Origin of the sequence: Achromobacter sp. NPDC008082, assembly GCF_042957345.1 — a bacterium.
Lineage (GTDB): Bacteria > Pseudomonadota > Gammaproteobacteria > Burkholderiales > Burkholderiaceae_B > Achromobacter > Achromobacter kerstersii_A.
Genome location: NZ_JBIBIB010000007.1, coordinates 288,806 through 314,089, shown reverse-complemented (window position 1 = coordinate 314,089; position 25,284 = coordinate 288,806). Strand labels below are relative to the sequence as shown.

Here is a 25,284-nt window from a genome sequence, read left to right as displayed (position 1 = left end):
AAACAAACAATAGTTGGCGGAATGGCCGCTGTATGTTGTCATACGGGTATCAAAAATTCTGCCTGAATTTCTGTCTGAGTTTCTGCCTGAATACTCGCCTGACTCCCCCCCAGCCTAGCCGCCGTCATCGGGCCGGACACCCGGACACGGCACGCGAAAAGCGTACACTTGCTCGGCTGCGGGCTACGGGCCTGCCCTTCCCGCCACCCCCACTTATAAGAGAGACGATGCAAACTCCCGCCCGGCCCCGCCCGCGTTCGCGCCTGACCGACGTGGTGATCGAGGAACTGAACAAGCGGCTGGACGCGCGCCTGTACCGCGCCGGCGACAAGCTGCCTTCCGAACACGCGCTGTGCGATGAGTTCGACGTCAGCCGCACCGTCATCCGTGAAGCCGTCGCATCCATGCGTCTGAGCGGCCGCCTGGTCAGCAAGCCCGGCATTGGCGTGTTCGTCACGGAAGACCGCGAAAAGCCCATCGACTTTGTCATCGAACCCGCCGCCGACCCGCGCTGGGCGCTGCACATCATGGAGCTGCGCGCCGGCCTTGAAGTTGAAGCCTGTGGGCTGGCGGCAGAGCGCCGCACCGCAACGGATTTGAGCGGCATCGTCGAAGCCTTCGACGCCTTCAACCGCGCAACCCGCGACATGGAAGCCGCCGTCAAAGCCGACTACGAATTCCACCTGTCGATTGCCAAGGCGTCGAACAACCCGCACTTTCCCGCGCTGCTGAAGGCCGCGGTGCGCGACGTGATGCTGGACCTGAACATCAAGCACGGCGGCAAGACGCCTGAAGAGTTGGAAACCTACGAAACGCGCAACGTGCGCGAACACGAAGCCATTCTGACCGCCATCATGCGCCGCGACCCCGGCGCCGCGCGCGCCGCCATGGCGCGCCATCTGGGCGATAGCATCGCGCGCTACCGCAAGCTGCTGTCGCAAGCGCCCGCGCAGTAGCCCCAGACGTAAACCGGCAGGCATCGCCCTGCCGGGTTCAAAATTACGGGAATCCCCTTACTTGCTAGCTTGTATGACAGCTGCCATCATACGTCTCATGACCTAGCCGTGCGATGTGACGCCAGCCGTTGCGCACACCGCCCCGCTTTCCGTATGACCCACGTTGTACAAGTGCCGCTGATGAGCCCGATTCTTTCCCTCCGCACGACGTTCCACCGCTACGCCACGCGTATCCATCGGCACATCACCTGACCGGGTTCCCGGTCATCCGCGGACCTCTCCGCGCCCCCTTCCCTTACTCCTGCGTTCACGCGTCACCGCCCGCTCCGGCTACAGCCTGAGCAACGACTGCGCGTGCGCGCCGGGTTCCCGCGTTTTCCTTTCCCGCTTATCCAAGCGCTTTCCGACCTCCCCAGGAGCATTCTCCATGCGTAAGTTTTTGACCACCGCCGTTGCGGCGACTTTGCTGTGCGTCGCCTCTGGCGCGCAAGCCGGCGTGACGTTCGACGCCGTCAAGAAAAAAGGCTTCTTGCAGTGCGGCTTTGCCGGCATCCCCGGCTTCTCGGTGCTGGACAGCAAGGGGGAATGGACCGGCTTGGACGTGGACATGTGCCGCGCCGTCGCCGCCGCCATGTTCGGCGACGCCTCCAAAGTGAAGGGCAACGTGCTGACCGCGCAAGCCAAGTTCACCGCGCTGCAATCGGGCGAAATCGACATGCTGTCGCGCAACACCACGCAGACGCTGACCCGCGACACCACGCTGGGCCTGATCGGCGTGGGCGTGAACTTCTATGACGCGCAAGGCCTGATCGTCAAGAAGTCGATGAACGTGAAGAGCGTGAAGGAACTGGACGGCGCCACCATCTGCGTGCAGCCGGGCACCACCACCGAACTGAACCTGGCCGACTACTTCCGCAGCCGCGGCCTGACGTTCAAGCCGGTGCTGGTTGAGAACTACGACGAGAACTTCCGCTTGCTCGAATCGGGCCGTTGCGACGCCTACACCAACGACAAGTCGAACACCGCCGCCAACATGCGCACGCGCCTGGCCAAGCCGGAAGACTGGGAAATCCTGAGCGAAAACCTGTCCAAGGAACCCTTGGGCCCGATGGTCCGCCAAGGCGACGAGCAGTGGTTCAACGTGGTGCGCTGGTCGCTGAACGCCATGCTGGAAGCCGAGGAATACGGCATCACGTCGAAGAACGTGGATGAAATGTTGAAGAGCACCAACCCCAATGTGCAGCGCATTCTGGGCGTGACGCCGGGCATGGGCAAGAACCTGGGCCTGGATGACAAGTGGGCCTACAACATCATCAAGCAAGTCGGTAACTACGGCGAAAGCTATGACCGCGCCATGGGCAAGGACAGCCCGCTGAAGCTGGAACGCGGCCTGAACAAGCAGTGGACGCAAGGCGGCCTGATGTACGGCTGGCCGGTGCGCTAAGCCTGACTCATGCGCGGCTTCGCCTGACAGGGGAAGCCGCTTTTCTCTTTACCCGCATGTCCGGCCGCAACGCGCGGCCTGTCTTAGCCTCTTTACGTTGTAACCATGAACAGCATCGTCAACGCCCGCCTGAAACAGATCAAACCTTCGCCCAGCATGGCCGCCAAGATCGTCGTCGACGAACTGCGCCGCCAGGGCCGCGAAATCGCCGACTTCACGCTCGGCGAACCGGACATGGCCACGCCCGCCCACATTGCGCGCGCCGGCCAGGAAGCCATCGCCAGCGGCGACATCCGCTACACCAGCCCGAACGGCACGGTGGGCTTGCGCCGCGCCATCGCCAACAGCCTGGAACTGGGGCTGGGCGTGTCTTACGGCATGGACCAGATCACCGTGGGCGCGGGCGCCAAGCAGATCATCGGTGCGGCGCTGACCGCCAGCCTGGAGCCGGGCGACGAAGTCATCGTGTGCGCGCCGTACTGGGTGTCGTACCCCGACATGGTGCTGCTGAACGACGGCAAGCCCGTTGTCGTGACCGGCCCCGAGTCGCAAGGCTTCAAGCTGAACGCCGCCACGCTGGAAGCCGCGATCACGCCGCGCACCCGCTGGCTGATCCTGAATTCCCCCAGCAACCCCAGCGGCGCGGTTTACAGCGCGGCCGAGCTGCGCGCGCTGACCGATGTGCTGCTGCGCCATCCGCACGTCTGGATTCTTAGCGACGAAATCTACGCGCCCTTCTGCTACAGCGGCCAGGCGCATGCCTCGCCCGTGCAGGTGGAACCGCAGCTGATTCCGCGCACGCTGATCGTCAACGGCATGTCGAAGTCGTACGCCATGACGGGCTGGCGCGTGGGCTACGGCGCGGGTCCGGCGGATTTGATCAAGGCGATGAGCACGGTCATGTCGCAAAGCACGTCCTGCCCCAGCGCGATTTCGCAAGTGGCCGCGCAGGCCGCTCTGGAAGGCGACCAGTCCAGCGTCACGCAGATGGTCGACATCTTCAAGGCGCGCCGTGACCTGATCGTGCGCCGCCTGAACGCGATTCCCGGCATCTCGTGCGCCATGCCCGACGGCGCGTTCTACGTCTACGCCAACGTGCAAGGCCTGATCGGACGCACCGGCCCGGCAGGCGAGCTGAAGACCGACCTGGACGTCAGCCTGTTCTTCCTGCGCGAAGCCGGCGTGGCCGTCATCGACGGCGGTTCTTATGGTTTGTCGCCCTATGTGCGCTTCTCGTTCGCGACGTCCACCGAAGTCATCGAACAAGGCATGGACCGCCTGGAAGCGGCCGTCAAAGTCTTGATGGCGGACTAAGCCGTGGCCAAGCACACCGCGCAATCCCCGGTGGCAAGGCCACCGCACCGGGTGTCCTGGAACGACCCGGCCACGCGTGCGCTGGTCTACCAGGTGCTGGCCCTGACGCTTGTCGGGGCGGGCGTCTGGTTCCTGGTGCACAACACGCTGCACAACCTGTCGATGCGCAACATCGCCACGGGCTTCGGCTTTCTGAACCGCGAGGCGGGCTTCGCCATTGGCGAATCCGTCATTGCCTACGGCCCGGCCGACACCTATGGCCGCGCCATCTTCGTGGGCGTGCTGAACACGCTGCGCGTGGGCCTGCTTGCGCTGGTCGCCGCCACCATTCTGGGCGTGTTCATTGGCGTCGGACGGCTGTCGAAGAATTGGCTCGTGAAGAAAATCACCTCGGTGTATGTCGAAGTGATGCGCAACGTGCCGCTCTTGCTGCAACTGTTCTTTTGGTACGCGCTGATCACCGAAAACATGCCGGGTCCGCGCCAGGCGCACAACCCGCTGCCGGGCGTGTTCATTTCCAACCGGGGTCTGAAAGTGCCCGGCCTGGAAGGCGCATCGCTGGACTGGGTGCTGGGCGGACTGGCGCTGGCCATTGTGGCCATCCTGTTCCTGGGCCATTGGGGCACGAAGCGCCAGGAAGCCACGGGCCGTGTGTTCCCGCTGGGCCGCGCGGCGGTGGGCCTGCTGCTGGCCTTGCCCGTTGTGGGCTGGCTGGCCAGCGGCGCGTCGCTGACGCTGGACATGCCGGAATTGAAGGGCTTCAACTTCGTTGGCGGCCTGACGCTGACGCCGGAGTTCGTCGCCCTGTTCCTGGGCCTGACCGTCTACACCTCGGCGTTCATCGCTGAAGTGGTGCGCTCGGGCATCCAGGCGGTGAACAACGGCCAATGGGAAGCCGCTGGCTCGCTGGGCCTGCCGCGCGCGAAGGTGCTGCGGCTGGTCGTGCTGCCGCAAGCCTTGCGCGTGATCATCCCGCCGATGACCAGCCAATACCTGAACCTGTTGAAGAACAGTTCGCTGGCGGTCGCGATTGGTTATCCCGACATCGTGTCGGTGGTCAACACCACGCTGAACCAGACCGGGCAAGCCATCGAGGGCATCCTCATCATCATGGGCGCCTATCTGACGGTCAGCCTGTCGATCTCGATATTCATGAATTGGTACAACAAGCGCATCGCGCTGGTGGAGCGTTGATATGAGCAGCATTACGCACTCCTTCGCCGAACCCCTGCCCCCGCCCAGCACCCAGGTGGGCGCCTGGGCCTGGGTACGGTCCCGCCTGTTTTCGTCGCCGCTGAACATCCTGATCACGGTGCTGCTGGCGTGGTTCCTGCTGATGTCGTTGCCGGCGCTGGTGGAATGGGCTTTCCTGAAGGCCAACTTCACCGCCACCAACGCCATGGAATGCCGCGCCTCTGTGGGCGGCGCCTGCTGGGCGTTCATCGTCGAAAAGCATCGGCTGATTCTGTTCGGCACCTATCCGTTTGACGAGCAATGGCGTCCGCTGATCGCCACGCTGATCCTCGTTGCGGTCATCGCATGCAGCGGCATGCGGCGCTTCTGGAACGGCAAGCTGGCGCTCATCTGGACGGGCGGCCTGACGGCCGTTGCGCTCTTGATGTGGGGCGGCGTGTTCGGCCTGACGTATGTCGAGAACTCGCGCTGGGGCGGCCTGCCGCTGACGCTGATTCTGGCCACGTTCGGCATCGCCTTTGCGTTCCCGATCGGCGTGATGCTGGCGCTGGGCCGGCGCTCAAAAATGCCCGCCATCAAGGCGCTGTGCGTCGTGTACATCGAGCTGATCCGTGGCGTGCCGCTGATCAGCCTGCTGTTCATGTCGTCGGTGATGCTGCCGCTGTTTCTGCCCGAAGGCTTCACCATCGACAAGCTCTTGCGCGCGCAGATCGCCATCATCATGTTCGCCGCCGCCTACATTGCGGAAACGGTGCGCGGCGGCTTGCAGGCCATTCCCAAAGGCCAATACGAAGGCGCCGATTCGCTGGGCCTTAACTACTGGCAGCAGATGCGCAAGATCATCCTGCCGCAAGCGTTGAAGATCGTGATTCCGCCCTTGGTCGGCATTTTCATCAGCCTGTTCAAAGACACGTCGCTGGTGGTGATCATCGGTATTTTCGACCTGACGCTGGCAGCCAAAGCAGCCTTGTCCGACGCGGCTTGGCGGGGTTTCGGGGTGGAGGCCTATCTCTTCATCTCGCTGATCTACTTCGTCTTTTGCTATTCCATGTCCAAATACAGCCAAGCGCTTGAAAAGCGGCTGGCCACCGGGCACGCGCGCTGATTGCGCGGCGTAACCCCCGGTAAACCTTACGGAGACCAAGCATGTCGGATTCCATTATTCGATTGCAGGGCGTGAACAAGTGGTACGGCCAGTTCCACGTGTTGCGCAACATCAACCTGGACGTGGCGCCAGGCGAGCGCATCGTGGTGTGCGGCCCGTCGGGCTCGGGCAAGTCCACGATGATCCGCTGCATCAACCGTCTTGAAGAGCACCAGCAAGGCCAGATCATCGTTGACGGCACCGAACTCACCAACGATCTCAAACACATTGAGACCATCCGCCGCGAAGTGGGCATGGTGTTCCAGCACTTCAACCTGTTCCCGCACCTGACCGTGCTGGAAAACCTGACGCTCGGCCCCATGTGGGTGCTGAAGCAGCCGCGCGCGCAGGCCGAGGCCACAGCGATGAAATACCTGGAACGCGTGCGCATTCCCGATCAGGCGAAGAAATTCCCCGGCCAGTTGTCGGGAGGCCAGCAACAACGCGTGGCGATTGCGCGGTCGTTGTGCATGAACCCGAAGGTCATGCTGTTTGACGAGCCGACGTCCGCGCTGGACCCGGAAATGGTCAAGGAAGTGCTGGACGTGATGGTGACGCTGGCGCAGGAAAGCGGCATGACGATGATCTGCGTGACCCACGAAATGGGCTTTGCGCGCAAGGTCGCCAACCGGGTGATCTTCATGGACCGCGGCGAAATCATCGAGCAGAACAACCCGGACGCGTTCTTTGACAACCCGCAGAACGAACGCACCAAGCTGTTCCTGAGCCAGATCCTGCATTGATCCCACGCGCGTCACCGCGATGTGGCCAAGGCCGCCTTCGATAGAAGGCGGCCTTTTTTCTGACGCTTACGGCTCAGCCGCAGCGATCAGAAAGCTGGAATGATCGCGCCTTCAAACTTTTTCTGAATGAACGCCCTGACCTCTTCCGACTGATACGCCTGCACCAGCTGCTGCGCCCAAGGCTGGTCGCGGTCGGCTTCGCGCACGGCGATCAGGCAGGCATAAGGACCATCCGCGCCCTCCACCAGCAAGGTGTCGCGCACCGGGTGCAGCCCCGCTTTCAACGCGTAGTCCGCATTGATGGTGGTGGCGTCGAAATCATCCAGCGTGCGCGGCAATTGCGCGGCCTCGATTTCCACGAACTTGAAACCGCGCGGGTTGTCGATGATGTCGCGCGGGGTGGCGTTTACGCCCGCCACGGGGTCGATGCCGGTGCGCAGCTTGATGGCGTCAGCCTGCTGCAACAACAGCAACACGCGGCTTTCATTGGCGGGGTCGTTGGGTATCCCAATCGTGGCGCCGTTGGGAATGTCCTTGAACTGCTTGTACTTCTTCGAATAGATGCCAATCGGCCCGATCCAGGTGCGGCCCAGCCCCACCAGTTTGTAGTTGCGCGCGCGGATCTGCGCCGCCAGGAACGGGCGATGCTGATAACTATTGGCTTCCAGGTCACCCGCATCCAGTGCGGCATTCGGACGCACGTAGTCGGTGAACGGCACGATCTGAATCTTCAGGCCGTAGTCGCGTTCGGCCACCTTCTTGACCACTTCAAAAACCTGTTCATGCGGGCCGGTCGTCACACCCACGCGCAGTACCGCGGGCGCCGCATGGGCGGCATCAGCCATCAAGGCCGCAAACAGCAGGCCGGCGGCAAGCGAGGCGCCGCGGGCGAGGAAACGCAGGGAACGCAAAGAAGAAGTCATGATGGCGTGTGGAAGTTCAGGCAGCTGAAAGAACCAGAACTCTAAGCAAGGCGGCAAATCCTCGGCAAACACGCATTAGTGATTTGAATATGCCGCCAGCGGCGCCGCCCCGCGCCATCACAAACCAAATATCGACATGCGGATTCAATCGTTCAAGCGCGCCGCCGCTTCCGCCAGACTGCCTTTTTCCCAAAGCGCAATCTGGAGTTCCGATGTCCCTACCCTCAGTCACCGGCCTTGACCACTACATCATCCGGGTCAACGACCTGCAGGCGGCGACCGACCGCTATGTGAAGCTGGGCTTCAGCCTTGCGCCGCAAGGCCGACACCATCGCGGCACGCGCAACCAGACCATCATCCTGGATGCGAACTACCTGGAACTGCTTTTCTTCCCGGAAGAACTGAAGGCCGATTCGCGCTTTGGCGGCTATGACGACGTCTACGAAGGCCCCGTGGCCGCCGCGCTGCAAACCACCGACAGCACCGCCGTGCACGCGGAACTGGCGCGCCTGGGCATCGACGCCGAACCGCCCCTGCGCGGCGGACGCCCGGTGCATCTGCCTGAAGGCAGCGAAGACGCCGCCTGGAACAACACGAACTTTCCGAGCGGCCTCTTGGGCGTGCCAGACTTCTTCACCTGCGGCCACCTGACGCGCCACCTGGTCTATCGCCCCGAATGGCAAGACCACGCCAACGGCGCGCGCCGCATCGAAGCGCTGATCGCCGTGCACCCCGATCCCGCGTCCTTGCGCGCGGGCTATGAGCGCGTGTTCGGCCCCATCGCCATCAGTGACCTGCCCGACGGCGGCCTGCAAGTGCGCCGTGGCAGCCTGCGCATCGACTTCCTGCGCCCCGCCGCCTTCGAACAACGCTACCCCCGCGTCCGCGTGCCGGCCGGGTTGCCGGCGGCAACCCAAGGCGGCTGGTTTGCCGGCTCGGTCATCGGCGTGCGTGACCTGGCCAAGACCCGCGCGCTGTTTGACGCCAACCAGGTGAACTACCGCGCCAATGCGCAGGGCGAACTGGTCGTGGCGCCGGAAGACGCGGCGGGCGCGTTGCAAGTCTTCGTGCAAGAGGCCTGAGATGAGCCAGACCCTGCCCGATTATTGGGACTGCTTTTCCACCGGTTACGCGGCGGCGCGCGCCGCCTTCGTGGCCGCCGCCACCGAGCGCGGTGCAGCCTTGTCGCGCCACGAACACCCGTCATTGAAGGACCCGCAAGGTCAGCCGCTGAGCGTGGACGTCGCCGTGCTGGGGCGGCCTGACGCACCGCGCACGCACCTTGCCATCAGCGGCACGCACGGGCTGGAAGGCGCAGCGGGTTCGGCCGTGCAGATCGGCTGGCTGCGCGCCGATGGCGGTAACGCCCTGCCCGACGACGTGAACGTCATCTTCGTGCACGCGCTGAATCCATATGGCTACGCCTACGACACGCGCACCACCGAAAACAACGTCGACCTGAACCGCAACTTCATCGACCACACTCGCACCAAGCCGGCCAACCCGCACTACGCCACGCTGCATCCGCATCTGATTCCAGCCGAGTGGACGGAAGCCAGCCTGGAAGCCGGCGCGCGCGCCGTCGAACAATTCCGCGACACGCATGGCGCGGACACCTTGTTCAACGTCACCGCCAGCGGCCAGTACACGCATCCCGATGGCCTGGTGTATGGCGGCGCAGGCCCCGAGTGGTCCAACCGCACGCTGCGCCGCATTGTTGACGAACACCTGGCCGCCAGCGAACGCGTGGCGTTCATTGACTGGCATACCGGCATCGGCGAATACGGCGAGCCGTTCTTCCTGTGCTTCAACGACGAAGGCAGCGCCGAACAAGCGCAAGCCGCCGCATGGTGGGGCGCAGACCGCGTACGCGACCAGCGTCCGCATGGCCTGGCCCGCCCCGATTACCAGGGGCTGGTGTTCCGTGGCGTGCAGCAAGCCTTGGGCGGCCGCGCATTGGCGGGCGCCGTCGTTGAGTTCGGCACGCGCGGCCTGCAAATGCGGCCCGCGCTCAGGCTGGACCAATGGCTGCGCTTCAAGGCCCCGCTATCGCCCGATGCCGCGCGTGACGCCCAACTGCGCGCCGACCTGGTCGACGCCTTCGTTCCGGTTTCGAGCGTCTGGCGCCGTAGCGCCCTGGCGCACGGCCTGGCCATCACGCGGCAAGCCATCGCCGGCGTGGCCGCCTGGTAACGCCTCTTTCCCCCTTCCCACACTTTATTGGCAGTCATGAAAGCAATCGTTTTGCGTGAACACGGCGGCAGCGACAAGCTCCGCTTCGAACCCGAATTCCCCAACCCCGTCGCGGGCCCTGACGACGTTGTCATCCGCGTGCGCGCGTCGTCGTTGAACTACCACGACGTGTTCACGCGCCGTGGCATGCCCGGCATCAACCTGCCCTTTCCCGTAATCATCGGCCTGGACGTGGCCGGTGAAATTCTGGAAACCGGCGCCAACGTCAGCGACTGGAAAGTGGGCGACCGCGTGCTGGTCGACCCGATCGACCGCGTGAACGGCGGCTTGGTGGGTGAAACCATCCACGGCGGCCTGGCCGAACGCTGCCGCGTGCCCGCGCACCAGCTGCTGCGCCTGCCCGATGCCGTCAGCTTCGAACAAGCCGCCGCGCTGCCTGTGGCCTACGGCACGGCGCTGCGCATGATGAACCGCATCGGCCAGATCCAGGCCGGTGAAAAAGTGCTGATCCTGGGCGCAAGCGGCGGCGTGGGCGTGTGCGCGGTGCAGCTGGCCAAGCTGGCCGGCGCGGAAGTCATCGCCTGCGCCGGCACCCCTGAAAAGGGCGAAGCGCTGCGCGCGCTGGGCGCCGACCACATCATCCTGTACACGCAGGAAGACTTCCTGAAAGCCGTGCAAGAGCGTTTCGGCAAACCCGCGCGCCGCCGCGGCGGCAAGTCGGGCGGCGTGGACGTGGTGGTGAACTTCACGGGCGGCGACACCTGGGTGAAGTCGCTGCGCTGCCTGCGCCTGGGCGGCCGCCTGCTGACCTGCGGCGCCACCGCGGGCTTCGACCCCAAGGAAGACCTGCGCTACATCTGGACCTTCGAATTGCAGATTCGCGGCTCCAACGGCTGGGACCGCGACGACCTCTACGAGCTGCTGGAGCTTGTGCGCGATGGCCGCCTGCACGTGCCGATTGACCGCGTCTGGCCGCTGGAACAAGGCGCAGAGGCGCTGGCCTCGCTGGAAGATCGCAAGATCGTCGGCAAAGTGCTGGTGACGTCATGAGCGCCGTGCAACACCCTGCCCCCGGCGCGGCCCAAAGTGCGACGCTTAGCGCCGAAGCCATCCAGGCCAAGTTCGACGGCTCCCCGTTCATTGCCTGGCTGGGCTTGAGCGTCACCGCCGTCGACCATGACCGTGGCGAGCTCACCGTGCTGGCCCCCATGCGCGCCGAGTTCGAACGCGGCGCGGCCAGCGGCCAATGGCATGGCGGCCCGCTTGCCGCCGTGATCGATACCGTGGGCGACTTCGCCGTGGGCATGCTGCTGGGCCGTGGGCTGCCGACCATCAACTTCCGCGTTGATTATCTGCGCCCCGCCGTCAACACCAATCTGACCGCTGTCGCGCGCGTGCGCCGCAACGGCCGCAGCGTCGGCGTAGCCGACGTAGACCTCTACAACGACCAGGGCGCGCTGGTGGCCATCGGCCGCGCCACCTACGCCACGCTCAGCCAAGGCTGAAGCCCGCCTTGCCCCTTAAGGATTCATCATGACCCAGACTCCGCGCCCCGGACGGCGCGCCTTCCTTACCCGCTCCGCCGCTGGCGGCCTGGCCGCCACGGGCTTCGGGCTTGCGCCCCGCGCATTGATCGCCGCCACCGACACCCCGGGTTCGGACCCCGGCCCGGCCCGCAAGGGCGGCACGCTCGTCGCCAGCTGGGGCGGCCTGGAACCGCAGGCGCTGTTTGTGCCGGGCGGCGGCGGCTCCAGCCCGTTCCAGACGTCCACCAAGATTCTTGAACGCCTGCTGCGCCTGGACGCCGACCTGAAGTTCCAGCCCGCGCTGGCGCTAAGCCTGACGCCCGCCGCCGACTTCCGCAGCTACACCATCAAGCTGCGCGAAGGCGTCACCTGGCATGACGGCGCGCCGTTCACATCCGCAGACGTCGTCTACAACGTGCTGCAACACTGGAAGCCGATCTCGGCCGGCATTGCGCTGAAATCGTTGACGGACGCCACCGCCCCCGACCCGCACACCGTCGTGCTGAGCTTTAACGCACCCGTGCCGGAATTCTTCTTGAAGTCCACGCTGGCCGGCCAGTTCCAATTGCTGCTGCCCAAGCATCTGTACGACGGCAAAGACATCATCACCAACCCCTTGAACAACACGCCGGTCGGCACCGGCCCGTGGAAGTACGGCAAGTGGGTGCGCGGCAGCCATGTCGAATACCTGCGCAACGATGCGTACTGGAATGCCGGCATGCCCTACCTGGACAAGCTCGTCATCCGCTGGTGGGCCGACCCGGCTTCGCGCGGAGCCGCGCTGGAAACGGGGGAACTGGGCTTGGCGTATTCAAGTCCGGTGCCGGCGCGCGACATCGACCGTCTGGTGAAAACCGGCAAGGTCGTCGTGGATACGCGCGGCTATCAGAACACCGCCTGGACGGTCACCGTTGAGTTCAATCAGCGCCGCGAGATCGTCAAGCGCCGCGACGTGCGCCAGGCCATCCTGCACGCCATCGACCGCCAATTCATCGTCGAAACCATCTATTACGGCCGTGGCAAGCCCGCGATTGCGCCCATCTTCAGCAGCAACCCGCTGTTCTTCACGGAAGACGTGCCGCGTTACCCGTTCGACCCCAAGATGGCGGCGGCGCTGCTGGACGCCGCCGGCCTGCCCGTCAAAGACGGCAAGCGCTTCACCGTCAACCTGCTGGCCGCCGCCTGGTTCGAAGAAAACGCCAAGCTGGGCCAATACCTGAAGCAGGCGTTGGAAGACGTGGGCATTGCGGTGAAGCTGGATTCGGTTGACCGCGCCACCGCGCTCAAGCGCATCTATGGCGACTACGACTACGACATCGCCGTGTCGAACTTCACGTCGCCCTTGGAACTGGTGCCGACCGTGACGCAATTCTTCACGACCGACGGCATCGTGCGCGGCGCGGCGTTCCGCAACGCCACGGGCTATTCCAGCCCCGAGATGGACGGCATCGTCGCCAAGCTCGCGGTGGAAACAGCGCCCGAGGCCCGCCGCGCGCTGGCCGCGGAATTCGCAAAGCTGGCGTCCACCGACGTGCCGCTGGTGCCGCTGGTGGAGATCCAGGCGTTCACGCTGGCCGGCAAGAAGGTGCGCAACTTCACGACCAGCGCCAACGTGCAGGGCGAGAGCCTGGCCGACGTCTGGCTGCAAGCGTAAGCGACCCGCCATGCCGATCCGACTGATCACCCGCCGCTTGCTTCAGGCCATTCCGCTGCTGTTGGGCGTGGTGGTGCTGAACTTTGCCCTGATCCAATCCGTGCCAGGCACCTTCCTGGACGTGATGACGGCCGAACAGCAGGTCACCGACCCTGCGCTGATCGAACGCCTGCGCGTCACCTACGGCCTGGACCAGCCCCCAACAGTGCAGCTGCTGAAGTACATCGGGTCGGTCGCGCGCCTGGACTTTGGCTTTTCGTACCGGCACAACCTGCCGGTGCTGGACGTGATTCTGGCGCACCTGCCCGCCACGCTGGTGCTGATGCTGGCCAGCATCGCCATCGCCGTGCTGGTGGGCATGGCGGCGGGCATCGTGTCGGCGGTCAAGGTCAACACGTGGTGGGACAGTGCGGTGTCGGCGTTTGCGGTGCTGTGCTTTGCCGCGCCAAGCTTCTGGCTGGGCATCATGCTGATCATTCTGTTTTCCGTGAAGCTGGGCTGGTTTCCGGTGGGCGGCATGGTCACCATTGGGCTGGACGGCGGGCTCTGGCGCCAGGCGCTGGACGTGCTGCACCACCTGGCGCTGCCCGCCATTGCGCTAGGCCTGTTCTATTCGGCGGCCTATGCGCGCGTGATGCGGGCGTCGATGCTGGAAGTCAGCCGCATGGACTACGTGCGTACCGCGTACGCCAAGGGCCTGACGCGCGCTGCCGTGGTGCTGCGCCACATTCTGCGCAATGCGGTGCTGCCTATCGTGACCCTGCTGGGCCTGCAACTGGGCGCGGTGCTGGGCGGCAGCATTGTCGTGGAAGCCGTGTTCAGCTGGCCCGGCATAGGCGGCGTGCTGTTTGACAGCGTCATGACCCGCAACTACCCCGTCGTGCTGGGCATCCTGGTGCTGAGTTCCTTTGTCGTGATCGTCGCCAACATCGTGGTCGATCTGCTCTACACGCGGTTGGACCCGCGCATCAAGGCTGCCTGATATGTCTGCAACGTCTTCTGTTTCGCCTGCCGCCGGCGCTACAACTGCCGCCACCACCGAAGCTTCCCCGGCGGCCGCAGGCCACCATCGCCCGGCCTCGTTCGTAGCGCGCTACGCCCGCAACCGGGGCGCGGTGGCGGGCGCCATCGTCTTGCTGCTGGTGGTGCTGCTGGCCGCCAGCGCCGGCTGGCTGTATCCCACCAACCCCTTGCGCATCGTTGGCGCGCCCGAAATCTGGCCGTTCGAGTCCTGGCGTTATCCGCTAGGCACCGACTCCATGGGCCGCGACATCGCCGCGCTGATCGCGCACGGCGCGCGCGCCACCTTGCTGATCGGCCTGGTCGCCGCCGCCACCGCCACGCTGATCGGCGTAAGCGTGGGGGCTGCGGCCGCGTGGTCGGGCGGCTGGATCGACGAAGCGCTGATGCGCGTCACCGAACTGTTCCAGATCATTCCCAACGTGGTCTTCGTGCTGACCATCGTGTCGGTGCTGGGGCCGCATATTGAAACCATCACGCTGGCCGTCGGGCTGGTGTCGTGGCCGCCCATCGCGCGGCTGACGCGGGCGGAATTCCTGTCATTCAAGGAACGCGAATTCGTGCAGGCCTGCCGCGCCGTCGGCATGCGCCCCTTGCGCATCGTCGCCGCCGAGATCCTGCCCAACGCGCTGCCGCCCGTCATCGTGATGTCGTCGCTGGTGGTCGCCGGCGCCATCCTGTACGAATCGGTGGTGTCGTTCCTGGGGCTGGGCGACCCCAACATCGCCAGCTGGGGCCGGCTGGTGGGCGAAGGCCGCAGCCTGATCCGCTCGTCCTGGTACATCTGCGCCGTTCCCGGCGTGGCCATCATGCTTGCCGTGCTGTCGCTGAACCTGGTGGGCGACGGCCTGAACGACGCGCTCAACCCCAAGCTGCAAAAGCGTTGAACCGCAACTGCAAACCCGGAATTTCCCATGACGCATACGCTGAATAATCTTGGCGACCTGGCCGACCCGCGCCGCGCCGCCGCCCTGCCCGCCCTCATTGACCTGCGCCAGCCCGGCGCACCCGCGCGCTACGACCACGAACAGGTCCGCCAACTGGCGGGCGGCGTGGCCGCCTGGCTGACGGCGCGCGGCCTGCCGCCAGGCGCGCGCGTGGCCATTGCCGCGCTGAACCGCGCCGAATACCTGATTACGTATTTCGGCATCATGCGCGCCGGCTTTGTGGCCGTGCCCATCAACATCAAGCAGTCGCAAGAAAATATCGACTACGTGATCCGCGACGCCGATATCGCGCTGGCGTTCGTCGACGGCCCGCGCCGCGCCGCCTTCGAAGCCACGGTGCCTGTGCTGGACTTTGACGATGACGGCCCCCACGGCTTCGCCGCGCAGATCACGCCCACGGACTTCAACACCATCACCCCCGCGCACGACGAGGTGGCGCAGATGCTGTACACGTCGGGCTCCACCGGCAAGCCCAAAGGCGTGCCGCTGACGCACGCCGGCCAACTTTGGGCACTGACCACCACCTCCGCTCCCGCGGCGGCCCACGCCGCGCAGGAACACTATCTGCTGGCCCAGCCGCTGTTCCACATGAACGGCCTGTTCATGGCCAAGCGCGCATTCGCCAGCAACAGCCTGCTGGTCATCCAGCCCAGCTTTGACGTCGCCGCCTACGCCGATGCGCTGGAGCGTTACCGCATCACGGTGCTGACCGCCGTGCCGACGATGTTCGCCCGCCTGGTCAAAGACCCGGCGCTGCTGCACGGCCGCGATCTCTCAGCGCTGGCGCGCGTGATGCTGGGTTCTGCCCCGATGACAGCGGCCCTGTATGAACGCATTCAGCAAGCGCTGCCGCATGTGCGCATCACGCATGGGTACGGCACCACCGAAGCCGGCCCCGCCGTGTTTGGCCCGCATCCCGATGGCCTGCCCACGCCGCCGCTGGCGGTGGGCCATCCGCTGGACCCGTCTCACGTGCGCCTGGCGGACGGCCCGAACGCTGACGAAGGCGTGCTGCTGATGAAGAACCCGGCCGTGTTGTCCGGCTATCACAACCTGCCCGAAAAAAGCGCGCAGGTGCTGCAAGACGGCTGGTATTACAGCGGCGACGTCATGCGCCGCGACGCCGACGGCTTCTACTATTTCGTCGGCCGCGCCGACGACATGTTCGTGTGCGGCGGCGAAAACATCTATCCCGTTGAAGTGGAAAAGCTGCTGGAGTCTCACCCCGACGTGCGCCAAAGCTGCGTCGTGCCGCTGGCCGACGAAGAACGCGGGCACATTCCCGTGGCCTTCGTCGTGCGCCGCGACGGCAGTGGGCTGGATGCCGACGCGCTTAAGCGCCATGCGCTGGCGAACGGCCCTGCGTATCAGCACCCGCGCCGCATCCGCTTCGTGGATGAGCTGCCATGGGCCGGCACCAACAAGGTTGATCGCAACGCCCTGCTGTTGCAGGCGCGCGCGCTGGAAGCGCAACAAGCCTGGACCTTGACCGCCACGGAGGCCGCATGAGCCACACCAAAGATTCCCTGGCCGGCAAGACGGCGCTGGTCACGGGCGGCAGCCGCGGCATCGGCCGCGCCATTGCGCTGGCGCTGGGCCGGCGCGGCGCGCATGTCGCCGTGCATTACAACGCCGCCCGCGAAGCGGCCGACGAGGTCGTGTCGCTGATCCGCGACGCGGGCGGCCGCGCCTGGACCTTGCAAGCCGACTTGGCCGCATCCGACGCGGCGGAGATACTCGCCGGCGCGCTGCGCCACACATTGCAGCAGCACACTGGCGCCGACGCCCTGGATGTTCTCGTCAACAACGCGGGCGTGGGCCTGCGTGCGCGGCTGGCTGACGTCAAGCCGGATGATTTCGACCGCGTGCTGCAAGTCAATTTGAAGACGCCGTTCTTTTTGATTCAGCACTGCCTGCCGTTCCTGCGCGACGGCGGGCGCATCATCAATATCTCGTCGATGGGCACCCGCGCCGCGTATCCGGAGATGAGCGTCTACGCGCCGGCCAAAGCGGGGCTGGAGGCGCTGACGCTGCTGTTGGCCAGCGACCTGGGCGCACGCGGCATCACGGTGAACGCCGTGCTGCCCGGCGCCACCGCCACCGACATGAACACCCGCGCCCGCGACCCGGACATCAGCCGCACGATTGCCCAGACGATTGCACTGGGGCGCGTCGGCCAGCCGGAAGACATCGCGGACATCGTGGCGTTCCTGGCGTCCCACGAAGGACGCTGGGTGACGGGGCAGAGCATTGACGCAACGGGGGGCCAGCGCTTGTAGGGCCTAGGCGGAAAGCGCAACAGGCGAACACGGGGCGGCTGCTTTTCTGAATTGTCCTATGGCTAATTTTGAGCGGCTCCATAACATGGAGGCCAATCTGATTGAAGCCATTCCGGCCAACGCCATTCAGATCAAAGGAGCCACCATGATCCCCGTCGCCCTAGTCGGCCATGCCCACGCCTGCCCGCTCCACGGCCCTGGCACCATCGTCAGCGGCGCGTCCACCGCCGCCATCAACGGCCGGCCCATTGCCCGCGTGGGCGACCGCATCAGCTGCGGCGCCGTCATCGTCAGCGGTTCCGCATCCGCCACCATCGAAGGGCAACCGGTCGCGCGCCAAGGCGACACCACCAGCCATGGCGGCACGCTGATCGAAGGCGATGCTAATTGGCTGTCGGCATAAGCGCCGTGCGTCCCCATAACCATATGTGATATCGGTATTTTTCAAGCGGGCATGCGTCTTTTAGGATGACAGCGTCATTTTCTTATTCCGCTGGAATCGCCGTGCCCCGCCTGACACCCCTGGACCCCGCCAAGCTAGACCCCGCCACCGCCACCCTCTTCAATCAACTGCTTCAAGACTACGGCCCGTACGCCAACATGCTGAGCGCGTTCGCGCCGCGGCCGCCGGCGTTGAAGCATTTTTTCTCGTACCTGGTGCAGTCGCGCGAAGACGGCCTGATCTCGCCGCGCCATCTTGAAATTGCGCTGCTGACGGCATCCAAGGCGCATGCCTGCCATTACTGCGTCACGCTGCACACGCCCAAGCTGGCGGCGCACGGCATTTCGCAAGACGCCATCGACCGCCTGCTGGAACCCAGCGTTCCCGGGCTGGATGAAAAAGACCTGGTGGTGCGCGACTACGCGGTGCTGGTGACTTTGACGCCGTCGCAAGTCAGCGACGCGTTCTACAGCAAGCTGCAATCGTTCTTCAGCGAAGAACAGATTGTGGAACTGACGATACGCATCGCCCTGTGCAGCTTCTTCAAGCGCTTTAACGAGGCGCTGGAAGTGCCGCATGAAGATGTGGTGGCGCTGGAACTGGAGCACGGCGCGGCCTGAGGCGGCCTGAGATTGCACCGCCATGACACAAGCCCCTGCTTTAAAACTGGAAATCCGCAATCTGTCCAAGCGGTTCCAGACCGACACCGGCCCGGTTCAGGTGCTGGACGACATCAGCCTGAACGCCGCCAGCGGCGAATTCGTCAGCATCATCGGCCCCTCAGGCTGCGGCAAGTCCACCTTGTTCAACATCCTGACCGGCCTGCTTGAACACGATGCCGGCACCATCGCGCTTGATGGCAAGGCCTTGCCCAACCTGCGCGGACGCGTCGGCTACATGCTGCAACGCGACCTGCTCATGCCCTGGCGCACCGTGCTGGACAACGTGCTCGTTGGCCTGGAAATACGCGGTACGCCTCGCGCGGAATCCGTGGAACTGGCGCGCGAATACCTGAACACGTTCGGCTTGCTGCCGTTTCAAGACAGCTACCCCAAGGCGCTGTCGGGCGGCATGCGGCAACGCGTGGCGCTGGCGCGCACCTTGCTGCCGGACCCGGATGTGCTGCTGCTGGACGAACCGTTCTCGGCGCTGGACTACCAAACCCGATTGTTCCTGGAGTCCATGCTGGCTGACACCGTCAGCCAAAAGGGCAAGACAGTCGTGCTGGTGACGCACGACATCGACGAAGCCATTGCGCTGTCTGAACGCATCTTCGTCTTGAGCGCCCGCCCCGGCCGGCTGAAAAGCGAACACAAGATCGAGCTTGGCACACGCTCGCCACTAGCCGCGCGCCACGACAGCCGCTTTCCCGCGTACTTCGACCTGCTCTGCCAGGAACTCGATATTCAAACCGGCCGCAAAACCGGAACCCACGCATGAGCCAGACCACCGTTACCCCTGCCGCCAGCGCCGCCTTGGGCGATAGCCGGCAACATCCCATGGCGCCCGCCGGCCGGGCCAACCGCCCCCCTCGCCCCGCGGGCTTCCGGCTGCCCGTGCTGGCCACCCAGCTACTGATTCTTGCCGTGCTGTTCGGCGCCTGGGAAGCCGGCGTGCGATCTGGCGCCGTGTCCGGCTTTCTGTTTGGATCGCCCGCCGGCGTGCTGCAAGCCGCCTGGCAAATGATCCAGTCCGGCAAACTCTGGGAAGACGCCAACTACACGCTCTGGGCGTCCGCCGTAGGCTTTGTGGCCGGCACCCTGCTTGGCACCGCGCCCGGCTTGGCGCTGTGGTATTCGCCCTATGCCGCGCGGGTCGTCGAACCGTTTCTGGTGGCCATCAACAGCGTGCCAAAGATTGCGTTCGCGCCGCTGGTAATCCTGTGGTTCGGCACCGGCGTCATTTCCAAAGTGGCGCTGTCGGTGTCGCTGACGTCCATCGTGGCCCTGCTGGCCGCGTTTCAAGCCGCCAAGGACACCGACCCCGACATCCAGAAAATGATGGTGTCGCTGGGCGCGAGCCGCCGCCAGATCTTTCGCAAGGTGGTCGTGCCGTCTGCGCTGCCCGCCATCATCAGCACGTTCCGCATCAATATCGGCTTTGCGCTGGTGGGCACGGTGGTGGGCGAATTCATTTCGTCCAAGTACGGGCTGGGACACGTCATCTTCGTGGCCTCGTCGCTGTATGACCTGAACACCGTCTGGGTCGGCATCTTCTCGCTGATGCTGCTGGGCTTTGTCCTGTATGCCGGTGTGGACGTTCTTGAAAAGCGCTTGCTGCGCTGGAAAGACCAAACCTACGCCACCCAATTCAAGCTCTGAACCCGATTTTCCCGCCTGCACATTCCCTATGAAACCGAAACTCTCCCTGCGCTTGGCCACGGCGGCCGTGGCGTCCTTGCTGTCCGTCTCCGCTTTCGCCGCCAACGACAAGGCCGTGGTATCCGCCGCCTTCAAGTCCGTGTTCTACCTGCCGGTGTACTTCGCCGAAGAACACGGCTACTTCAAGGACGAAGGGCTGGACGTGCGCATCGACGTGGCCTCATCGTCCACTAACGCGCTGGCCGCCGTGATTTCCCGCAGCGCCGACTTCTCGCTGCACGGCCCTGAATGGACGGCCATTTCATTTGGCCGCGGCGCACCCGTGAAAGTCGTGGGCGGCACGCTGAACCGCCTGGGCGTGTGGCTGACGTGCAAGCAAGACTTCAAGTTCGACAGCTTCAAGAGCCTGAAAGGCGCCACCATCGCCACCGGCGCCATGCCCACGACGAGCACATCCGCGTTCCTGAAGCTCGTGAAAAACGCTGGCCTGGACGCCAAGCGCGACGTGGATTTGCTGGAAGTGCCGCTGGGCAACGAGATTGGCCCCTTGAGTTCCGGCAAGGCCGATTGCGCCGTGCTCTATGAACCGGGCGCGTCGCAAGCGCAGGCGCAGGGCTACAAGGTCGTATCGGCGTTTTCACGCGAAATTGGCCCATACACGTTCTCGGCCATCTCCACGCGCCAGGATGTTTCCCCGCAAGTGCAGCAGAAATTTGTCGCCGGCATCGACCGCGCGTTGAAGGCCATCCACAAAGACCCGGCCGCTGCGGTCGCCAGCGGGTTGAAGCTGTTCCCGAACCTGGACCCTGCCGTGGTGCGTGCATCCGTACAGCGCCTGATCGATGACGGCGTGTTCGCGGATTCCGTGGCCGTGCCGGAACAAGCGTTGAAAGACGCGCTGCAAACGCAGATCGACCTGGGTAACCTGGACCGCATTCCCCAAGACCCCAAGTGGCTCGACCTGCAAACCGCCCAGCAGATTTCCGGCAAGACGTACTAGAACCGGTGGCGCATGCCCACCGCATATTGCGATTGATGCCACGACGCATCTGACCAGGCGCCCCGCATATAGCCGTAGATGGCATAGAGGTTGGTGCGCTTGGACAGGTCGTACCCATAACCCGCCGAATAGATCTGCTGCGTGTGCGTGGCGCCATCGCGCGCCAGCACGCCGCCGCTTGGCATACTGCCCTGCCACGACGCCATGACGGTGTTGGCCCCCAACCGCCACGCGGCCCCGGCCATCACCGCATGCACCGTGCTGCCGGGAAAGTACGCGCGCTGCCCCGGCGACGGCACGGCCGGAATCGTCGACCCGTTGCGCATGAGGGACCCGGCCGCATACAGCGTGACCGCGTCGACGGTGGCGCGGCCTGCCACCGTAAAGGCATCGGGCTGGCGCGCCCCGCCCGCCTGCTTCATGGCGGCGGACTGCACCGTGCCGTCCGCCCAGCGCGCGCCTTCATAGGTTGCCGTCACGGCGTAGCCGGGTTGTTCATAGATCAACGCGGCGCTATAGAGCTTGTTCGTGGCCGACGTCTGAAACCCGCCGCCCCCGTCGTAATCCAGGCTGACGTCCGCCCCCGCGCGCCACCCGTTTATCGATGGGCTCCACACCGCCACGGTGTTATCCGCCCGATTCGCGTTGTAAGGCAGCAGCGCGGTCTGCGCGCCCGTGATCAAGTACGACGCCAGAAACGCGTCATAGTCCGCCAGCGTCGCCGACGACACCGACGTCTGACGGCCCAGGCGCAGATCGCCCCAGCCGCCTGACACGCCCACCCACGCCGCGCGCCCGAACAGACGCCCGCCCTGCGCCGACTTGCCGTTGTTGGCCAGCACGCCGCTTTCCAATTGGAAGTTGGCGCGCAAGCCGTTGCCCAAGTCTTCGCTGCCGCGCAAGCCCCATCGCGAACCCGACTGCACCCCCGACTGCATGCTCACGGACGTGCCGCGCTCCTGCGTCGAGAAGCCCGCCAGGCTCAGGTCGACCACGCCGTACAAGATGACGGGGCTTTGCTGCGCGTCGGCCACGCACGGCGTCATCAGCGTGGCCACGCCCAGCGGCCACTGACGCCATCCAAGCGCCGCCATCACAGATACTTGAGCCAGAAGATATCGCGACGCGCGGCCTTTAACCGGCCAAACCAACGCACCGGCCAGTACAGCGCCACCGCCAACAACACCGCAATCAGCCAGATGCTGGCCATGCTCTCCACGCCAAAGAATTTGCCCTGGTTCAGCCCCCAGACGCTCTCGCCCGCCAGGTACAGGGCCTTCAGCACGTACAGATGCAGCAGATAGAAGAACATCGGCGCGGCGCCGAACACGCACAGCACGCCCACCCACGCAGCGCTTTGCACGCGTTCAATCAGCACCAGCAAGCACAAGCCCAAACCGAGTGTCAGCAGCAAAAACATCAAGGACGGCGGGTACTTGGTGATGTTCACGAAGCTCATCACCGTATGCAGCGCATCGTCCTGCACGGCCCACGGTTGCGCCTGCCCATACCCATTCAGCGCGCGCAGCACGAAGAAACCCGCCAGCGCCGCGATGCCCGCCGCCCACAAGCGACGCTGCCGCATGGCCGCAGGCACGCGAGCCTGAAACCACGGCCCCACTGCGTAGCCCAGCGCAATCACGCCGATCCACGGCAGCAAGGGGTACGACGTGCGCAGCCGCAAGGCGTCGCCCACCTGAATCCAGCCCCGGTCATGCAACACCGCCCACGGCACGTGCATGAACTCGCCCGCGGCAAAGTGCACGCCGTCCAGCGCGTTATGCCCCGCCACCAGCACAACGCCCACTACCACCAACGCCGCGCGCGGCAGCCACAGCAACGCAGCCAGCGCCAGCATGCTCAGACCTATCACCCAAATCACTTGCAGATAGATCACCGACGGCGGGAACTGAAACGTCCACGCGAAATTCACCACCACAATTTCCAGCGCGATCAGGAACATGCCGCGCTTAGCCAGAAACCCCGCTGCCGCCGTCCGGCTGCCGGCTTTGGCGCCGTAGAGCCAGGCGGATACGCCAGTCAGGAACACGAAGACGGGTGCGCAAAGATGCGCCAACAAGCGGGAGAAAAACAAGGCCGGGTCGGTGGCCGAGACATCCATCGGGTCGCTGACCTGATGGTGAAGAAAGAACGTCTCGCGGACGTGGTCAAGCAACATGATGACGATGACCAGGCCGCGCAAGGCGTCAATGGAACGCAGCCGCGTTGCGAAGGAAACGGGGATCGAGGCAGACATGAAAGATGCAGGTGTGACGAAGCCCCAGGCGGGGACGATGCAGCGAAAATTCGAGCCGGGATTGTAATGTAATAACATTACTAATCCAAGTCAGTTGACGAATTTCTGAATGCGCTGAATGCGCTGAATGCGCTAAATGCGCTATACGGCGCTCTCGCAGCAAAGACCCCGACTTCCAAACGCCATCACGGCGCATGCACTGCGCTCGCCGCCAGATCGAAACCTTCGTCCAACCACCCGGTGATGCCGCCAATCATTACCTTCACTGGCCGGCCCAGCTGAGCCAACCGTATTGCGCCGCGCGTCGCGCCGTTGCAATGCGGCCCGGCGCAGTACGTGACAAAGAGCGTATCCATGGGGTAGCTCATGAGTTTCGATTCGACGATCTTGCCGTGCGGCAGATTCAGCGCGCCCGGCACGTGGCCTTGCGCGAACAGGGCCGGGCTGCGGACATCCAGCAGCACGAAGCCGGGCGCCCCGCTGGCGAGCGCACTGGCTACGTCGGAACAATCGGTTTCGAACTGCATCGCAGCGCGGAAATGGACAAGGGCGGCTTCACTGTGGGCCGCTGCAATCGCGGTGACGGCGTTAGGGGTCGACATGGTTGAACTCAGCAGAAATGATTTGGGAATAACGTGCCTGGAAAAAGGTCCAGGCGAAGCATTCTGACGGCTGGCGGCCTTCCGCAGTAGTGGCGTAATTGCCATTCTTCGGTAAGATCACGCCATGGCTAATCATCTTGTCGTTTCGCTGGCTTATGACCGGCTTTGCACCTTCGAATTCGGGTGCGTGACGGAACTCTTCGCGCTGGAACGCCCCGAGCTCGGCGTCGATTGGTACCGCTTTGCCGTGTGCGCAGCCGAGCCCGGCCCGCTGCGCGCCGCTGGCGGCATCACCGTCAGCGCGCCCTACACGCTCAAAATGCTTGATCGCGCCGATACCATCGTGGTGCCAGGTTGGCGCGATGCCGACGAATTGCCGCCCGAGGCGTTGCTCAAGCGCATCCGCATGGCCTACAAGCGCGGTGCGCGGCTGTGTTCGATTTGCTCCGGCGTGTTCGTACTGGCCGCGGCCGGCGTGCTCGACGGAATGACCGTCACCACGCATTGGCGATACGCCGAAAGGCTGCAACGCCGTTACCCGCAGCTACGGGTTGAGCCGGATGCGCTCTACATCGATGAAGGCCAGATCATCACGTCGGCGGGTTCGGCGGCGGGGCTGGACATGCTGCTGCATCTGGTGCGGCGTGATTACGGCGGCGCCGTGGCGAACCGGGTCGCGCAGCGGCTGGTGGTGGCGCCGCACCGCGAAGGTGGCCAGGCGCAGTTTGTGCCGCGCCCCATGCTGCATGATGACAGCGGGCGCTTGACGAAGTTGATGGACTGGATGCGCCAGCATCCCGCTTTGCCGCACACGCTGCGCTCCATGGCGGAACGCGCCGCCATGAGTCCGCGCACGCTGCAACGGCAATTTCATGACGCGACAGGCATGGCGCCGTATGAATGGTTGGTGCGCGAACGCGTGGCGGCTGCCCGTGACATGCTTGAAGCGCCAACGCCCTTGCCGATCGGCCGTGTCGCCGAGTTGGCAGGGTTCGGTTCAGAGGAGTCCATGCGCAGGCACTTTCGGCGCATCGTGCAGACCAGCCCCGTTGCCTATCGGGAGAAATTCGGGCGCGCCGCGCCGTGCGCCTAAGCAGGTAAGCAACGCGGCCAGCCCTGCTGCCCTACTGCGCGTTCATCTCCTTCTCCTTTTCCTTCTTCTCCTTTTTTTCTCCGTCGTAGTGAGACTTGATGGCGAGATACATGCCCGTGCCCAACACGAGGAGCTTGAACGTACCGAAGACTACAGGGACCCAAAAATTCATCATTTCCTCAAAACGCTGCATCAGCAGCTTCATTCACGACTCGTGGGCCAGGCAAAGACA

26 protein-coding genes are annotated in these 25,284 nt (G+C 64.7%); 21 read left to right on the top strand and 5 right to left on the bottom strand.

Features of this window, described 5'->3' with window-relative positions:
• Window positions 1-227: 227 nt before the first annotated feature.
• The 6 genes from ACFZAI_RS27675 (at window position 228) to ACFZAI_RS27650 (ending at window position 6,795) form a co-directional block, all read left to right on the top strand.
• Complete coding sequence (locus ACFZAI_RS27675; protein WP_391570016.1) at window positions 228-956, top strand: FadR/GntR family transcriptional regulator; 729 nt, start codon at window positions 228-230, stop codon at window positions 954-956.
• A gap of 427 nt (window positions 957-1,383) precedes the next feature.
• Complete coding sequence (locus ACFZAI_RS27670) at window positions 1,384-2,400, top strand: amino acid ABC transporter substrate-binding protein (protein ID WP_006219388.1); 1,017 nt, start codon at window positions 1,384-1,386, stop codon at window positions 2,398-2,400.
• A gap of 105 nt (window positions 2,401-2,505) precedes the next feature.
• Window positions 2,506-3,714 carry an aminotransferase class I/II-fold pyridoxal phosphate-dependent enzyme gene (locus tag ACFZAI_RS27665; protein WP_391570015.1) on the top strand — a complete coding sequence of 403 codons (1,209 nt, stop codon included), beginning with the start codon at window positions 2,506-2,508 and terminating at the stop codon, window positions 3,712-3,714.
• Window positions 3,715-3,744: 30 nt separating this feature from the next.
• Window positions 3,745-4,908 (top strand): amino acid ABC transporter permease, encoded by a 1,164-nt coding sequence (locus tag ACFZAI_RS27660; RefSeq protein ID WP_391570284.1) that lies wholly within the window; start codon window positions 3,745-3,747, stop codon window positions 4,906-4,908.
• Between the two features lies 1 nt (window position 4,909).
• Window positions 4,910-6,013 (top strand): amino acid ABC transporter permease, encoded by a 1,104-nt coding sequence (locus ACFZAI_RS27655; RefSeq protein WP_391570014.1) that lies wholly within the window; start codon window positions 4,910-4,912, stop codon window positions 6,011-6,013.
• Between the two features lie 41 nt (window positions 6,014-6,054).
• Window positions 6,055-6,795: an amino acid ABC transporter ATP-binding protein gene (locus tag ACFZAI_RS27650; RefSeq protein ID WP_054426858.1), complete on the top strand. Its 741-nt coding sequence runs from the start codon at window positions 6,055-6,057 to the stop codon at window positions 6,793-6,795.
• Between the two features lie 86 nt (window positions 6,796-6,881).
• Here ACFZAI_RS27650 and ACFZAI_RS27645 read toward each other — a convergent pair whose 3' ends face one another.
• Window positions 6,882-7,718: a MetQ/NlpA family ABC transporter substrate-binding protein gene (locus ACFZAI_RS27645; protein ID WP_391570013.1), complete on the bottom strand. Its 837-nt coding sequence runs from the start codon at window positions 7,716-7,718 to the stop codon at window positions 6,882-6,884.
• 212 nt (window positions 7,719-7,930) lie between these two features.
• Here ACFZAI_RS27645 and ACFZAI_RS27640 point away from each other — a divergent pair, with 212 nt between their 5' ends.
• The 14 genes from ACFZAI_RS27640 to ACFZAI_RS27575 all read left to right on the top strand — a co-directional run bounded on the left by ACFZAI_RS27640 (window position 7,931) and on the right by ACFZAI_RS27575 (window position 21,100).
• On the top strand, window positions 7,931-8,800 hold the full coding sequence (locus ACFZAI_RS27640) for a VOC family protein (RefSeq protein WP_391570012.1): 870 nt from the start codon (window positions 7,931-7,933) through the stop codon (window positions 8,798-8,800).
• 1 nt (window position 8,801) lies between these two features.
• Window positions 8,802-9,911 carry a M14 family metallopeptidase gene (locus ACFZAI_RS27635; protein ID WP_391570011.1) on the top strand — a complete coding sequence of 370 codons (1,110 nt, stop codon included), beginning with the start codon at window positions 8,802-8,804 and terminating at the stop codon, window positions 9,909-9,911.
• Between the two features lie 36 nt (window positions 9,912-9,947).
• Window positions 9,948-10,961: a zinc-binding alcohol dehydrogenase family protein gene (locus ACFZAI_RS27630; RefSeq protein ID WP_391570010.1), complete on the top strand. Its 1,014-nt coding sequence runs from the start codon at window positions 9,948-9,950 to the stop codon at window positions 10,959-10,961.
• Window positions 10,958-11,416, top strand: coding sequence for a PaaI family thioesterase (locus tag ACFZAI_RS27625; RefSeq protein ID WP_391570008.1), 459 nt, complete (start codon window positions 10,958-10,960; stop codon window positions 11,414-11,416). Before ACFZAI_RS27630 ends, ACFZAI_RS27625 begins: the two co-directional genes overlap by 4 nt.
• A 28-nt stretch (window positions 11,417-11,444) precedes the next feature.
• Entirely contained in the window at window positions 11,445-13,091 is a 1,647-nt protein-coding gene (locus tag ACFZAI_RS27620; protein WP_391570007.1) for an ABC transporter substrate-binding protein, read from the top strand.
• Window positions 13,092-13,101: 10 nt separating this feature from the next.
• Entirely contained in the window at window positions 13,102-14,073 is a 972-nt protein-coding gene (locus ACFZAI_RS27615) for an ABC transporter permease (protein ID WP_391570006.1), read from the top strand.
• A gap of 1 nt (window position 14,074) precedes the next feature.
• Window positions 14,075-14,998, top strand: coding sequence for an ABC transporter permease (locus ACFZAI_RS27610; RefSeq protein WP_391570005.1), 924 nt, complete (start codon window positions 14,075-14,077; stop codon window positions 14,996-14,998).
• 27 nt (window positions 14,999-15,025) lie between these two features.
• The gene (locus ACFZAI_RS27605) at window positions 15,026-16,567 is read left to right on the top strand and encodes a class I adenylate-forming enzyme family protein (RefSeq protein ID WP_391570003.1); all 1,542 of its coding nucleotides are present in this window, start codon (window positions 15,026-15,028) and stop codon (window positions 16,565-16,567) included.
• Window positions 16,564-17,337, top strand: coding sequence for an SDR family oxidoreductase (locus ACFZAI_RS27600; RefSeq protein WP_391570002.1), 774 nt, complete (start codon window positions 16,564-16,566; stop codon window positions 17,335-17,337). Before ACFZAI_RS27605 ends, ACFZAI_RS27600 begins: the two co-directional genes overlap by 4 nt.
• Before the next feature lie 85 nt (window positions 17,338-17,422).
• A complete protein-coding gene (locus tag ACFZAI_RS27595) occupies window positions 17,423-17,740 on the top strand; it encodes a PAAR domain-containing protein (protein ID WP_391570001.1) in 318 nt (105 codons plus the stop codon).
• Between the two features lie 101 nt (window positions 17,741-17,841).
• The gene (locus ACFZAI_RS27590) at window positions 17,842-18,399 is read left to right on the top strand and encodes a carboxymuconolactone decarboxylase family protein (RefSeq protein ID WP_391570000.1); all 558 of its coding nucleotides are present in this window, start codon (window positions 17,842-17,844) and stop codon (window positions 18,397-18,399) included.
• 22 nt (window positions 18,400-18,421) lie between these two features.
• A complete protein-coding gene (locus ACFZAI_RS27585; RefSeq protein ID WP_391569999.1) occupies window positions 18,422-19,219 on the top strand; it encodes an ABC transporter ATP-binding protein in 798 nt (265 codons plus the stop codon).
• Window positions 19,216-20,100 (top strand): ABC transporter permease, encoded by an 885-nt coding sequence (locus ACFZAI_RS27580; RefSeq protein ID WP_391569997.1) that lies wholly within the window; start codon window positions 19,216-19,218, stop codon window positions 20,098-20,100. The genes ACFZAI_RS27585 and ACFZAI_RS27580 overlap by 4 nt, the downstream gene beginning before the upstream one ends.
• A 28-nt stretch (window positions 20,101-20,128) precedes the next feature.
• Entirely contained in the window at window positions 20,129-21,100 is a 972-nt protein-coding gene (locus tag ACFZAI_RS27575; RefSeq protein WP_391569996.1) for an ABC transporter substrate-binding protein, read from the top strand.
• Here the strand turns inward: ACFZAI_RS27575 and ACFZAI_RS27570 are convergent.
• The 3 genes from ACFZAI_RS27570 to ACFZAI_RS27560 form a co-directional block, all read right to left on the bottom strand.
• Entirely contained in the window at window positions 21,097-22,194 is a 1,098-nt protein-coding gene (locus tag ACFZAI_RS27570) for a porin (protein WP_391569995.1), read from the bottom strand. The two genes, ACFZAI_RS27575 and ACFZAI_RS27570, sit on opposite strands and share 4 nt — an antisense overlap.
• Window positions 22,194-23,357, bottom strand: coding sequence for a DUF1624 domain-containing protein (locus tag ACFZAI_RS27565; RefSeq protein WP_391569994.1), 1,164 nt, complete (start codon window positions 23,355-23,357; stop codon window positions 22,194-22,196). Before ACFZAI_RS27565 ends, ACFZAI_RS27570 begins: the two co-directional genes overlap by 1 nt.
• A 185-nt stretch (window positions 23,358-23,542) precedes the next feature.
• Window positions 23,543-23,959 (bottom strand): rhodanese-like domain-containing protein, encoded by a 417-nt coding sequence (locus ACFZAI_RS27560; RefSeq protein WP_391569993.1) that lies wholly within the window; start codon window positions 23,957-23,959, stop codon window positions 23,543-23,545.
• 124 nt (window positions 23,960-24,083) lie between these two features.
• Here ACFZAI_RS27560 and ftrA point away from each other — a divergent pair, with 124 nt between their 5' ends.
• Window positions 24,084-25,052, top strand: a complete 969-nt coding sequence (ftrA, locus tag ACFZAI_RS27555) for a transcriptional regulator FtrA (protein ID WP_391569992.1) — start codon at window positions 24,084-24,086, stop codon at window positions 25,050-25,052.
• Between the two features lie 31 nt (window positions 25,053-25,083).
• On the opposite strand, the gene ACFZAI_RS27550 is transcribed toward ftrA, so the two are convergent.
• Entirely contained in the window at window positions 25,084-25,257 is a 174-nt protein-coding gene (locus ACFZAI_RS27550; RefSeq protein WP_391569991.1) for a hypothetical protein, read from the bottom strand.
• Window positions 25,258-25,284: the final 27 nt, after the last annotated feature.

Bases quoted from the DNA above. Each gene is read 5' to 3' on its own strand.
- ACFZAI_RS27560 (WP_391569993.1), bottom strand. From the start codon at position 23,959: ATGTCGACCCCTAACGCCGTCACCGCGATTGCAGCGGCCCACAGTGAA.
- ACFZAI_RS27610 (WP_391570005.1), top strand. From the start codon at position 14,075: ATGTCTGCAACGTCTTCTGTTTCGCCTGCCGCCGGCGCTACAACTGCC.
- ACFZAI_RS27585 (WP_391569999.1), top strand. From the start codon at position 18,422: ATGACACAAGCCCCTGCTTTAAAACTGGAAATCCGCAATCTGTCCAAG.
- ACFZAI_RS27595 (WP_391570001.1), top strand. From the start codon at position 17,423: ATGGAGGCCAATCTGATTGAAGCCATTCCGGCCAACGCCATTCAGATC.
- ACFZAI_RS27675 (WP_391570016.1), top strand. From the start codon at position 228: ATGCAAACTCCCGCCCGGCCCCGCCCGCGTTCGCGCCTGACCGACGTG.
- ACFZAI_RS27655 (WP_391570014.1), top strand. From the start codon at position 4,910: ATGAGCAGCATTACGCACTCCTTCGCCGAACCCCTGCCCCCGCCCAGC.
- ACFZAI_RS27670 (WP_006219388.1), top strand. From the start codon at position 1,384: ATGCGTAAGTTTTTGACCACCGCCGTTGCGGCGACTTTGCTGTGCGTC.
- ACFZAI_RS27570 (WP_391569995.1), bottom strand. From the start codon at position 22,194: ATGGCGGCGCTTGGATGGCGTCAGTGGCCGCTGGGCGTGGCCACGCTG.
- ACFZAI_RS27565 (WP_391569994.1), bottom strand. From the start codon at position 23,357: ATGTCTGCCTCGATCCCCGTTTCCTTCGCAACGCGGCTGCGTTCCATT.
- ACFZAI_RS27630 (WP_391570010.1), top strand. From the start codon at position 9,948: ATGAAAGCAATCGTTTTGCGTGAACACGGCGGCAGCGACAAGCTCCGC.
- ACFZAI_RS27550 (WP_391569991.1), bottom strand. From the start codon at position 25,257: ATGAAGCTGCTGATGCAGCGTTTTGAGGAAATGATGAATTTTTGGGTC.
- ftrA (WP_391569992.1), top strand. From the start codon at position 24,084: ATGGCTAATCATCTTGTCGTTTCGCTGGCTTATGACCGGCTTTGCACC.
- ACFZAI_RS27640 (WP_391570012.1), top strand. From the start codon at position 7,931: ATGTCCCTACCCTCAGTCACCGGCCTTGACCACTACATCATCCGGGTC.
- ACFZAI_RS27625 (WP_391570008.1), top strand. From the start codon at position 10,958: ATGAGCGCCGTGCAACACCCTGCCCCCGGCGCGGCCCAAAGTGCGACG.
- ACFZAI_RS27645 (WP_391570013.1), bottom strand. From the start codon at position 7,718: ATGACTTCTTCTTTGCGTTCCCTGCGTTTCCTCGCCCGCGGCGCCTCG.
- ACFZAI_RS27635 (WP_391570011.1), top strand. From the start codon at position 8,802: ATGAGCCAGACCCTGCCCGATTATTGGGACTGCTTTTCCACCGGTTAC.
- ACFZAI_RS27620 (WP_391570007.1), top strand. From the start codon at position 11,445: ATGACCCAGACTCCGCGCCCCGGACGGCGCGCCTTCCTTACCCGCTCC.
- ACFZAI_RS27605 (WP_391570003.1), top strand. From the start codon at position 15,026: ATGACGCATACGCTGAATAATCTTGGCGACCTGGCCGACCCGCGCCGC.
- ACFZAI_RS27580 (WP_391569997.1), top strand. From the start codon at position 19,216: ATGAGCCAGACCACCGTTACCCCTGCCGCCAGCGCCGCCTTGGGCGAT.
- ACFZAI_RS27650 (WP_054426858.1), top strand. From the start codon at position 6,055: ATGTCGGATTCCATTATTCGATTGCAGGGCGTGAACAAGTGGTACGGC.
- ACFZAI_RS27575 (WP_391569996.1), top strand. From the start codon at position 20,129: ATGAAACCGAAACTCTCCCTGCGCTTGGCCACGGCGGCCGTGGCGTCC.
- ACFZAI_RS27600 (WP_391570002.1), top strand. From the start codon at position 16,564: ATGAGCCACACCAAAGATTCCCTGGCCGGCAAGACGGCGCTGGTCACG.
- ACFZAI_RS27665 (WP_391570015.1), top strand. From the start codon at position 2,506: ATGAACAGCATCGTCAACGCCCGCCTGAAACAGATCAAACCTTCGCCC.
- ACFZAI_RS27615 (WP_391570006.1), top strand. From the start codon at position 13,102: ATGCCGATCCGACTGATCACCCGCCGCTTGCTTCAGGCCATTCCGCTG.